Source organism: Streptomyces sp. AN091965 (genome assembly GCF_022698285.1).
Classification (GTDB): Bacteria; Actinomycetota; Actinomycetes; order Streptomycetales; family Streptomycetaceae; genus Streptomyces.
Genome location: NZ_JALDMY010000001.1, coordinates 984,467 through 996,731 on the forward strand (window position 1 = coordinate 984,467; position 12,265 = coordinate 996,731).

4 protein-coding genes are annotated in these 12,265 nt (G+C 72.7%); all 4 read right to left on the minus strand.

The window, feature by feature from the left end; genetic code table 11:
* Nucleotides 1-6 precede the first annotated feature (6 nt).
* Nucleotides 7-1,230: a beta-ketoacyl synthase N-terminal-like domain-containing protein gene (locus MQV74_RS03910; RefSeq protein ID WP_242714603.1), complete on the minus strand. Its 1,224-nt coding sequence runs from the start codon at nt 1,228-1,230 to the stop codon at nt 7-9.
* 1 nt (nt 1,231) lies between these two features.
* Nucleotides 1,232-1,486 (minus strand): acyl carrier protein, encoded by a 255-nt coding sequence (locus MQV74_RS03915; RefSeq protein WP_242714604.1) that lies wholly within the window; start codon nt 1,484-1,486, stop codon nt 1,232-1,234.
* Nucleotides 1,487-1,553: 67 nt separating this feature from the next.
* Nucleotides 1,554-10,832, minus strand: a complete 9,279-nt coding sequence (locus tag MQV74_RS03920; protein WP_242714605.1) for a non-ribosomal peptide synthetase — start codon at nt 10,830-10,832, stop codon at nt 1,554-1,556.
* Complete coding sequence (locus MQV74_RS41505) at nt 10,829-12,178, minus strand: FkbM family methyltransferase (protein WP_441349351.1); 1,350 nt, start codon at nt 12,176-12,178, stop codon at nt 10,829-10,831. The genes MQV74_RS03920 and MQV74_RS41505 overlap by 4 nt, the downstream gene beginning before the upstream one ends.
* Nucleotides 12,179-12,265: the final 87 nt, after the last annotated feature.

Consider the following 12,265-nt stretch of genomic DNA (forward strand, 5'->3'; position numbering starts at 1 on the left):
TGCTCTCTATGCGGCGCACGCGCTCAGGCACAGTGCGGTGTTGATGCCGCCGAAGCCCATGCTCAGGCTCAGGCAGTGCTGGATGTCGGCCTCGACGGCCGTCTCGCGCACCCAGCGGAGGGCGTCGTCGACGGGCTCGGCGAGGTTGCGCGTGGGGTGCAGGCGCCCGTGCCGCAGCTGCAGCAGGGTCGCGGCCGCCTCGACGGCTCCGGCGGCCGTCAGCCCGTGGCCGGTGATCGACTTCGTGGCGTTGACGGCGGCGTGCGTGAGGCCGCAGGCCTTGAGGGCCGCCACCTCGGTCTCGTCGCCCGTCGGCGATGCGGTGCCGTGCGGGTTCACGTAGTCGATGTCCCGGGCGGTGAGCCCGGCGCGGTCCAGGGCCTGGCGGATCGCGGCGGTCTCGCCCGCGAGGGACGGGTTGGGGTTGCGGTTGCCGTCCAGGCGCACGGACCAGCCACCGATCCGCGCGTACGGGGCGGGGGCGTCCGGGCGGGCGCCCTCGCGCTCGATCACGAGGGCGGCGCAGGCCTCGCCGTAGACGAAGCCGGACCGCGCCTTGTCGAAGGGACGGCAGGCCGCGGCGGGCGCCTCGGCGTGCTCCTCGCCCGCCATGGCGCCCATCGCGTGCAGGCCGAGCAGCTCCCAGTACGACAGGTCGGCGAGCGCGCCCAGGGCGACGCACACGTCGACGCGGCCGGAGGCGACGGCCTCGGCGGCCTCGATGACGGCGAGCTGTCCGCTGGCCGAGGCGCCGCCCACGGTGTGGGCGAGGCCGCGGATCCCGAAGGCGCTCGTGCACAGGCCGCACAGGTCGGTGTCCAGGTACGACAGGCCGTAGCTGGGCCGCAGGAAGCGCGGCTTGGCCCGGTGCCGGTCGTGGGCCAGGACGAGTTCGCGCTGCTGGAGGTTGCTGCCGCCGATGACGAGCCCGACCCGGTCCGGGTCGTGCCCGTCGAGGCCTGCCTCGGTCCACGCCTCTTCGAGCGTGGCGAGGGCGACCTGCCCGGTGAGCGACGCGGTGCGCAGCTCCCGGGCGCCGAGCCGGGCGGGTGGCGCCTGGGCGGGCAGTTCGGCGCCCACGAAGCGGGTGCCGGACTGCCGCCCGGGCCGGTCCATGACGGCGAACCGGTGCTCTCCCGCGAACAGTGCCTGGGTGAAGGCGTCCTTGCCCCGGCCCACGGCGGTGGTGACGCCGATGCCGGTGACGACGAGCCCTGCGGAGTCGCTCACGTCACCCGGCCTTGACCGCTGCCGTGTCGCTGAGGTGCTGCGCGAGCTCGCCCAGGTTCTGCGGCCCGTGGGTGTCGACCAGGGGTATGTCCAGGTCCATCTCCTCCAGGACGGTCATCACGATCTCCGCGCGGTCCATGGAGTTGGCGCCGAGCGCGTCCAGGGTGTCGGTCTCGGCGAAGTCGTGGTCGGCGAGTTCCGGGAGGATCTCGCGGACGGCTTCGACGATCAGGGTGAAGGTCTTGTCCTTGGTCATGTGCGCGCTTTCGCTCGGAGGGACGTGCGGGAAGGGGTCGGGCCGGTGGCCGGGGCGGGGTCGGTGCTCATCCGAGCCCGCCGTCCGCCGCCGCCTCGCGCAGCCGCGCGAGGCTCGCGCCCGGCTGCGTGACGATCTTGAGCAGCAACCTCTCATAGGTGGCCGCCAGGGCCCGGGCCGTGCTCCTGGCGTAGAGGTCGGTGCTGTACTCCAGGTAGCCGCGCAGGCCCTCGGGGGTCTCGCGGACGACGAGGTTGAGGTCGAACTTCGCCGTGCCGCTGTCGGTGGGCAGCGGCACGAAGCCGAGCGCGCCGGGGTCGGCGTCCCGGGGTGCGGCCTCGGCGGCCGGCACCAGGTTGAACATGGCCTGGAACAGCGGCGAGTGGGCCGGGTCCGGCTCGGGCACCAGGGCCGTCACGAGGTCGGCGAACGGCACGTCCTTGTGCTCGTGGGCGGCGGCGGTGACGCGCCGGGCCTGGCCGATGAGGTCGTCGAAGGCCTGCTCGGGCCGTACGTCCAGGCGCATGACCAGGACGTTGATGAAGTAGCCGACGAGGCGCTCCAGCTCCGGCCGCGGCCGGTTGGTCACCGGCGAGCCGATGGCCAGGTCCCGGTCCTCCGTGTGGGCGCCGAGCAGCGTCGCGAAGGCCGAGAGGAGCGTCAGGTAGAGCGTGCCGCCGCGCTCCTTGCTGACCCGCTTGAGCTGGTCGAGCACCGCGACGGGGACGTTCACCTCGACCGACGCGCCCTGGTACGACTTCACCGCGGGCCGCTGGTAGTCGGTGCGCAGCGCGGTGCGGGCCGGCAGGCCCGCGAGCTGCGAGCGCCAGTAGGCCTCCTGCCGGGCGCGGGCGTCGGCGTCGACGACCCGGTGCTGCCAGTGCGCGAAGTCCGCGTACTGCACGGGCGGTTCGGGGAGCGCGGGCTCCTCGCCGCGGCTCAGCGCCTGGTACAGGGCGTTGAGCTCGGCGATGAACACGCCGGTCGACCAGCCGTCGAAGATGCCCCAGGGCCGGGTCACGACGGCGACGTGCTCGTGCGGCGCGAGGGTCAGGATGTGGACGCGCAGCATGTGCCGGTCCTCGGGCCCGAACGGCCGCAGCCGCTCGGCGCGCAGGTACTCGGCGACCGCGCTGTCGCCGGTGACGTCCTCGAAGGCGACGGCGAAGCCGGTGGTGTCGTTCACCCGCTGTACGTAGGTGTCGCCGCGCTTCAGGTAGCTGGTGCGCAGCACGGCGTGGCGGGCCACGAGCCCTTCGAAGGCGCGCGCGTAGGCCTGCCGGTCGAGGGGGCCGATGACGCGGTAGGCCATCTGGACGTTGTCGTACGACGAGCCGAGGTGCGCGCGCGGGTTGAGGAACCACAGTTCGCTCTGCTGGAAGGAGAGCGGGCTGTCGTCGCCGGGGCCGGTGACGGGCACCAGCGGGACGGTCTCGTCGGCCGTGCCGCCCGCCGACGCGTCGAGTGCGGCGGCCAGCTCGCCGAGGGTGGCTCCGGCGAGGATCGACTGGAGCGGCAGCTCCTTGCCGGTCTCCTGCTTGACGCGGATGGTGAGCCGGGTGGCGAGCAGGGAGTGTCCGCCGAGGTCGAAGAAGCCGTCCTGGAGCCCGACGCGGTCGAGGTCGAGGACGTCCTGGACGAGGCGGCACAGCGCGCGCTCGGTGGCGGTGCGCGGCGCGACGTAGACCTCCTTGTGCACGTCGGCCTCGTCGGGCGCGGGCAGGGCCCGCTTGTCGACCTTGCCGTTGGGGGTGAGCGGCAGCTCTTCGAGGGCGACGAAGACGCTCGGGACCATGTACTCGGGGACGCGGCCCGCCAGGTGGTCCTTCAGCTCCCGCGTCAGGGCCTGGCCGGTGGTGGCGATCTGCGGCACGTTCGCCAGGTGGGTCGCGCTGTAGGCGGTCCGGGCCAGGGCGGTCGGCCGCTCCCCCTTGGCGAGGATCAGGTCCAGGCCGTCGAGGCGGTCCTGGGACCAGGTCAGGGCGGCCCGGTAGCCGAGCTCTTCGGCGTACGCGAGGACGTCCTCCAGGTCGCGCACCCGCTGGGCGGCGGCGTCCGAGAGGCGGCTCGCGCCCAGGGGCTCGACGTGCTGCTGGGCGGTGGTGCCGCGCAGGCTCTCGGCGGCGCGGACGTCGTCGGCGACGCGCGGGTTGTCCAGGCCCGTGACGCCGAACCGCGTGCGGGTGCCGTCGGCGAGCAGGGCGCGCACTTCGTCGGGCGTGGTCGCGGTCAGCCACGGCAGGTCGTCCTCGGGGGCGGGGGCCGCGCCCTTGGTGAGGACCACGTCGTAGCGGTAGCTGAGCATTTCGTTGCCGCCGGTGCCGCGCTTGACGGCGATGTCGACGGAGCCGACGTCCGCGAAGCGCCGGGGCAGTGCGGCGAAGTAGCTCGGGCTGACGAGGAGTTCGGTCTCCTGCTGGCGGCGGCGCTGCACCTGGCGGGCCAGGGCGGTGACGGAGGCGCGTGCGGAGAGGCGGCTGCGCTCCACGGCCGTGACGTGCGCGGAGAACAGGTCGAGGTTCCTGATGTCGCCGAGGAGGATCCGGCCGCCGTCGGCGACGAGCGGCAGGAGCCGCTCGATGACCTCCTCCAGGTAGAGGCGGTTGGGGAAGTACTGGGCCACGGAGTTGATGACGACGGTGTCGAACTTCTCCGTGGCGGTGAGGCCTTCGGGCACCGGCACGTTCCGGGCGTCGCCCTGCGCGAGGGTGACGTGCGACCAGCCGCGGCGGTCGGCGCCGCGGCGCACTCCGGCCAGGGCCGACGCGGAGATGTCGACGGCGTGCACGGCCTCGCAGGCTCCGGCGTAGCGGAACAGCAGCAGTCCCGTTCCGCAGCCGACCTCCAGGAGCCTGCGGGGCCGCAGCTCCTCGATGCGGCGGACGGTGCCGTCGATCCACTCGCGCATCTCGTGCTCGGGGATGGCGTCGCCGGTGTAGCTGCTGTTCCAGCCGACCAGGTTGAGGTCGTCGCCGGGGGCGCCGGGGCTGTCGGTGGCGTGCGCCTGCTCGTCCGCGTCGGTGCCGTACTGGTCCTCGAAGAGGTCCTGCCACTGCTCCAGGCGGTCGGCGTTCTGTTCGCGCGCGGTGGCGTCCAGCCAGGTGGTCGTGGGCCGTACGTAGGCGACGAGCTTCTTCGTCTCGCCGCTGGCCAGGGTGGTGACGACGGCGCCGCGCACGGCGGGGTGGGCGTGGAGCGCGTTCTCGATCTCGCCGAGTTCCACGCGGAAGCCGCGCACCTTGACCTGGTCGTCGACGCGGCCGACGAACTCCAGGGCGCCGTCGGGCAGTCGGCGCACCAGGTCGCCGGTGCGGTAGAGACGGGCACCGGGCCGCGTGGCGAAGGGGTCGTCGACGAACCGCTCCTTCGTCAGTTCCGGGTTGCCGAGGTAGCCGCGGCCGACGCCCGCGCCGCCCACGCACAGCTCGCCGACGACACCCAGCGGCACGGGCCGCAGGTGCGCGTCGAGCACGTGGGCGGTGGACTGGGCGATCGGCCTGCCGATGGGGACGACCGCGTCCTCGGCGATGTCCCGGGGGATCACGTGGCAGGTGGAGGCGATGCTGTTCTCGGTCGGGCCGTAGGCGTTGACGACGGTCAGGCCGGGGTGGGCCGCGTACAGGCGGCGTACGTCCTTGGCGGAGAAGGCCTCGCCGCCGACGCCGAGGTAGGTCAGCGGCAGCCGCCGCCCCTGCGCGGCTTCGGCGAACGCAGGCAGGAAGGCCGCGGACAGGGCCATCATCGTGACGCCGGAACGCTCGGCGCGGTCCAGGAGCGCGCCCACGTCCTTGGAGTCGCCGTCGTGCAGGACGAGCCGTCCGCCGCACAGCAGCGGGCCGAGGACCTCCTGGGAGCCGACGTCGAAGGAGATCGAGGAGTGGTGGAGCACGACGGTGTCGGGGTCCGTCGGGAAGTAGTCCGGGTTGCGTACGAGTCGGACGACGCCGCGCTGTTCCACGAGGACGCCCTTGGGGACGCCGGTGGAGCCCGAGGTGAAGATGGCGTAGGCGAGGTGCTCGGGCGTGAGGCCGAGTTCGGCGCGCGTCAGGTCGTGCTCGGGGTGGTCGGCGAGCAGCTGGGGGCCGTCCCCGGCGCGTTCGCCGGTGTCCAGGTGGACGACCTGGGGCCGCTTGCCGCCGTCGGTGCCGTCGAGCGCCTCGGACGGGAGGTGGGACTGGCTGAGCACGATGCCGACGCCGGAGTTGGCCACCAGGGTGCGGATGCGCTCCCGGGGGTAGTCCGGGTCGATGGGGACGTACGCGCCGCCCGCCTTGAGGATGCCGAGCAGGCCGGTGACCAGCTCCGGGGAGCGGCGGGCGCACAGGCCGACCAGGGTGTCGGGGCCGACTCCCTGGGCGCGCAGCCAGTGCGCGACGCGGTTGGCGCGGGCGTTGGTCTCGGCGTAGGTGAGGCGCTGCTCGCCGTGTTCGACGGCGATGGCGTCGGGGCGCTGCCGCACGTGCTCCTCGAAGAGCTCGAAGAGGCAGTGGTCGTCCGGGTAGGGCTGGTCGGTGTCGTTCCACTCGGTCAGCAGACGGTGGCGTTCCGCGGCGGGGAGCACGTCGATGTCGAGGGCGCGCGTGCCGGTGCCGTCGTCGGTGGCCAGGGCGTCGACGAGGCCGGTCACCGCCGCTTCCACGTAGCCGAGGACGGCGTCGGGCGAGAGCGTGGCGTCGACCTGGGCGTTGAGGGACAGTTCGGTCCCGGTGTCGTCGACGGACACCCCGACCGGGTAGTTGGTGCGGTCGAGGGAGCCCAGCCAGCGGATGCCGAGGTCGTCCAGGGTGGCCGGGCCGAGGTCGCCCTGGCGCGGCTCGAAGTACCGGAAGTTGATCATCGAGCTGAACAGGGTGGCGTCGCCGTCCAGGCCGCTGGAGCGCTGGGCCAGGGTCAGCGCGCTCTGCTCGTAGGCGATGAGCTCCTTGAGGGAGGCGTCCACGGCGGACACCAGGTCCTTGACGCTGCGGTCGGCGAGGCGGACCCGCAGGGGCAGGGTGTTGATGAAGTTGCCGAGCATCCGCTCGACGCCGGGCACGCCCTGGAGGCGGCCGGAGAGGACGGTGCCGAACACCACGTCGTCGCGTCCGCCGGTGGCCGCCGTGACCAGGGCCCAGGCGGCGTGGAAGAGCGCGGCGGGGCTGATCCGCAGCCGCTGGGCCTGCTCGCGCAGCCTGCTCGTGAGGCCGGGCGGCAGGGAGCGGCGCAGGTCGCGCACGCGGCTGCCGTCGCCGTGCACGTCGACGAGCTGGAACGGCGTGGTGGGCTCGGTGACGTCGCCCAGCTCGCGGCGGAAGTACGCCTCGGCACCGCCCGCGGCGAGCTGGTGCAGGGTGTGGCCGACGAAGTCGCGGTAGGCCGGGGCCGGGGGCAGTTCGTCGGCGCGGCCCGCCATGTGCGCGGCGAGCTCTTCGAGGATGAGGCGCAGCGAGGTCGCGTCCTCGATGAGGTGGTGGACGCGGAGCAGCAGGAAGTGCCGGGCGGAGTGCGGGTCGGCGGCGACGGCGAGCCGCAGCAGCGGCGCCCGGTCGAGGGCCATGCTCCCCGGGTCCGCGAGCCAGGCGCGGGCCTGTTCCTCGGCGGCGGCGGAGTCGGCGGCGTCGAGCGTGCGCCGCTCGACGTCGAGGCGGACGTCGCGCAGGACCACCTGCACGGGCTCCCCGAGGCCTTCGGTGACGACGGCCGTGCGCATCACGTCGTGCCGGTCCACCACGGCCTGCAGGGCGGCCACGAAGGCGTCGCACGTCTGCCGGTCGGGGGCGGTGAGCAGGATGGGGATGACGTACGGGTCGTTGGCCGGGTCCATCAGGTGATGGAAGAGGATGCCCTCCTGCGACGGCACGAGCGGGTAGACGTCCTGCACGTTGGGGGCGCCGCCGGGCACGCGGGACACGACGGCGTCGACGGCGGCCTGGTCGAGCCCGGCCAGCGGCAGCATCTCGGGCGTGAGCCGCTCGCAGCCCTCGGGGACGGCGGGGGCGGGCACGGTGTAGCCGGTGGCGGCCGGTCCCGCGCGGTCGATGTCGGCGGCGAGGTCGGCGAGCGTGGGGCTGCTGAAGACGCTGCGCACGGCGACGTCGAGGCCGCGCTCCTTGAGCCGGGCGATGAGGACGGTGATGAGCAGGGAGTGGCCGCCGAGCGCGAAGAAGTTGTCGTGCGCGCTGATGCGGCCCTCGTCGAAGCCGAGGAGTTCGGCCCAGGCGGCGGCGAGCGTCCGCTCGGTGGCCGTGCTCGGCGGCGTGTACGCGCGCTGCGCGAAGGCCTCGATGCCGGGTGCGGGCAGGGCCTTGCGGTCGAGCTTGCCGTTGCCGGTGATGGGCAGGCGCTCCAGGGCCACGAAGGCGCTGGGGACCATGTAGTCGGGCAGGGTCCTGCGCAGGTGGCGGGCGAGTTCGGCGCGGTGGTCGGCCTCCTGCTCGGGTGATCCGGAGCCGGGCGTGCCGGGGCGCAGGACGGTGTAGGCGACCAGCTGCCGGTCGCCAGGGGTGTCCTCGCGGGCGATGACGCGGGCGTCCTGGACGGCGGGGTGTTCGGCGAGGCGGGCCTCGATCTCGCCCAGCTCGATCCGGAAGCCCCGGATCTTCACCTGGTCGTCGTTGCGGCCCAGGTATTCGAGCGAGCCGTCGGGCAGCCAGCGGGCCAGGTCACCCGAGCGGTACATGCGCGCGCCCGGCTCCTCGCGGAACGGGTCCTCCAGGAACCGCTCCGCCGTCAGCTCCGGCCGGTTCAAGTAGCCGCGGGCCACGCCCTCGCCGCCGACGTACAACTCCCCCACGACACCCACCGGTACGGGCTGGCCGTGTCCGTCGAGGACGTAGGTGCGCAGGTCGGGGATGCGCTCGCCGATGGGGCTCACGGTGCGGTCGGCGTCGGCCTCGGTGATCAGCCGGTACGTGACGTGCACGGTGGTCTCGGTGATGCCGTACATGTTCACGAGCCGGGCGTTCTTGTTGACCGGGCGGCGCAGCCACGGCTTGAGGGAGGCCACCTCCAGGGCCTCGCCGCCGAAGACCACCACGCGCACCGCGTGCGGCTCCGGGTCCTCACCCTGCGCAGCGATCAACTGCCGGAAAGCGCTGGGGGTCTGGTTGAGGACCGTCACCCCCGTCTCGCACAGCAGCCCGTAGAAGTCCTCCGGACTGCGCGTCACCGCCTGCGGTACCACCACGAGACGGCCGCCGTGCAACAGCGCACCCCAGATCTCCCACACGGAGAAGTCAAACGCGAAGGAGTGGAACAGCGCCCACACGTCGTGCTCGTCGAAACGGAACCAGTCGTCCGTCGACGTGAAGAGACGGACCACGTTGCGGTGCTCGACGACCACGCCCTTGGGCACGCCCGTCGAACCCGACGTGTAGATCACATAGGCCGCGTGCGAGGGACTAACACCCGTACCCGTGACGTCGTCGGCCGACAGCGTCGCCCACTGGTCCGCGTCCGCCCGGACGTCCACGACCGGGACCGACGGAACGGCGAGGCCCTCGGGCAGCACGCCGTCGGTCACGAACACCTGGGGCGCGCTGTCGTCGAGCACGTGCGCGAGGCGGTCGGCGGGGGACGACGGGTCCAGCGGCACGTAGGCGCCGCCCGCCTTCAGGACGGCGAGGACGGCCACGACCAGGTGTTCGCTGCGCGGCAGGCACAGCGCCACCAGCACGTCCGGGCCCACACCCAGACCGCGCAGATGACGCGCGAGACGGTTCGCCCGCGCGTTCAACTCCCCGTACGACAGACGGCTGCCCTCGAACTCCACCGCCACCGCGTCCGGGGAACGCCGCGCCACCTCCTCGAACCAGGTGTGCAGGCAGCGGTCCACCGGCGCGGCGGCGGGTGCCTCGTTCCACTCGGTGAGCACCTGGCGGCGCTCGGCGGCGTCGAGGGTGCTGAGCCGGGAGAGCCGCTCCCCCGGGGCCGCGACGACGGCGTGCAGCAGCGCGGTGTAGTGCCGGACGAAGCGCTGGACCGTCTCGCGGTCGAAGAGGCCGGTGTTGTACTCGAAGGCGCCGATCAGGCCGTCGGGGGTCTCGCGCAGGTCGAGCGTCGCGTCGAACTTCGTGATGTCGAAGTCGAACTCGATGAGGGAGACGTCGAGGTCCCCCAGGCGCACCTCGCGGTCGGTGTGCGCCTCTTGGAGCACGAACGCGACCTGGAACAGGGGCGAGTGGCTGAGGCTGCGCTCCAGCTGCAAGGCGTCGACGACCGCTTCGAACGGCACGTCCTGGTGGCTGAAGGCCCCGAGCGCCACGTCCTTGACCCGGCCGAGCAGATCGGTGAAGGCCGGGTCGCCCGACAGGTCGGCGCGCATCACCAGGGTGTTGGCGAAGTAGCCGATGAGTCCTTCGGACTCGATGCGCTGGCGGTTGGCGACGGGGGTGCCGATGGCGATGTCGGTCTGCTCGCTGTAGCGGTGCAGCAGCAGGGCGTAGACGGAGAGCAGCGTCATGTAGAGCGTGACGTCGTGCTGCTCGGCGAGGGCCTTCAGCTGCCGGAGGAGCTCCTCGGGCAGGTGGAAGCGCTCGTGCGCGCCCTCGTAGGTCTTGATCGCCGGGCGGGTGCGGTCGGCCGGCAGGGGCAGGCGCGGGTCGACGCCGTCGAGCCTGCGCGTCCAGTAGCCGAGCTGGCGGTCCTGCACCTCGTCGACGAGCCACTGGCGCTGCCAGTGCGCGTAGTCCGCGTACTGGATGGGCAGGGGCGCGAGCGGCGAGGCGTCGCCCGCCTGGAACGCCTCGTACAGCGTGACCATCTCGCGGAAGAACACGCCGAGCGACCAGCCGTCGGAGACGCTGTGGTGCATGGTCACGAGCAGGACGTGCCGGTGCTCGGACTCGCGCAGGAGGCGGACGCGGATCAGCGAGTCGCGGGCGAGGTCGAAGGGGGCCACGGCCTCCCGCTCGCAGATCGACGGCAGCTCCGCGGGGTCGGTCAGGTCCTCCTCGCCGACCGTGAAGTCGCGGCCGTCGCCGATCTCCTGGTACGGCACGCCGTCGCGCTCGACGAAGCGGGTGCGCAGCGCCTCGTGGCGCTGGACGATCGTCTCCAGGGCGCGCAGCAGGGCGGGGCGGTCGAGCGGACCGCTCAGCCGCATCGCCATCGGGATGTTGTAGTACGCGCTGGTGCCGTCCAGCTGCGCCAGGAACCACAGGCGCTGCTGGGCGAAGGACAGCTGGACCGGCTCGTCCCCGGTGTGCGGGCGGGGGCCGATCGCCTCCAGGGCGGACAGGTCGACGCCCTGCTTCTTCAGCATCGCGATGAGGGCGCGCTGCTTGTTGGCGGGCAGCGACTTGATCTTCCGGATCAGGTCGAGGGAGGTACCGTTGTTCGGGGTGCTCATCGGCGTCGTCGTGGTCACTTGATCCGGCCTTCCAACGCGTCCAGCTCTTCTTCGCTCATGTTCTCGATCAAGTCGATGCTCTCCAGGATCGCGGCGACGTCGAGTGCCTCGCCCTGGGGCGCCCCGGGCGCGCGCCGCTCCAGCTCGGCGGCCATCGCGGCGAGCGTCGGGCCCTCGAAGACGGCCTGGACGGTGAGTTCGGCGCCCGTCGCCTGGGCGAGGCGGTTGACGAGGCGGGTGACGAGCAGCGAGTTGCCGCCGAGGGCGAAGAAGTCGCTGTCGACGTCCAGGGCGTCGGCGTCGGTCCGCAGCAGCTCCGCCCAGACGTCCGCGACGGTCCGCTCGGCCTCGGTGCGGGGCGCGACGCGGCGCCCGGCGGGCCGCTGCCGGTCCTCGGGGGCGGGCAGGGCCCGCAGGTCCAGCTTGCCGTTCTGGGTCAGGGGCAGCTCTTCGAGCAGCACGTGCGCGGCCGGGACCATGTACTCGGGCAGGGCCGCGCCCAGCTTGTCGCGTACGTCGGCGACCAGGGCGGCCCGGCCCGACCAGCGCGGGGCCGCGGTGGCGGACCCGTCCGTCCGCCGGGTGCCCCGGTCGTCGGCGCGGCGGGCGTAGACGTTGTAGAGGGTGGTGCCCCGCAGCAGGCGGTTGTCCTGCTCGCAGACGACGTCGTAGCCGAGCGCCTTGAGGAGGGTGACGACCTTCTCCAGCTGGCCGTCGACGTCGTGGAGTTCGACGACGAGCTGGCGGATCTTCGGCCAGTCCCGCCAGTGGATGCCCTTGAGCACCTCGTACTCGGCGTTCTCCACGTCGACCTTCAGCAGGTCGATCCGGTCGAGGGACTCCTCCGCGATGACGTCCGAGAGGGTGCGCAGGCGGCAGGTGAACTGTTCGCTGTCGAGGCGGGCGTCGACGACCGCGTCGACGAGGTCGTCCCCGGCGGTGGTGTCGTCCGTGCCCTCCTCGGTCAGCTCCTCCTGGTTGCGCAGGTAGGAGCGCACCAGGTCGTGGGCCTGTTCGGCGGTGGTGACGCTGGAGGAGATGACGGTGTTGTGGCGGTAGAAGGTGAAGGTCTCCTCCTTCGCCTCGGCCGCGAGGCCGCAGTCGTGCACCTTGGCGTCGATGCCGTGGAGCGCGACGTTGCGGCGCAGCGAGTCGAAGACGGGCGGGATCGGCTCGAAGGCGTGGATCCGGGCGCCGGGGCAGCGGCTGCCCGCGAAGAGTGTGAACAGGCCGATGTTGGCGCCCACGTCGAGGATGGTGTCGCCGTCCTCGATGGTGATGCCGTTCCGCAGGTATTCGAGGTGCGTGAAGATCTCGTCGTAGACGAAGTCCGTCTCGCTCCTGTTCTGCTGGAACACCGTCATGCCGTTGGGCAGTTCGTAGGTCCGCGCGAGCGCTTCCGGCTCGGTGCGGTCCAGGCGCAGGAGTTCGCGTACGGCCGGCGCGTGGTC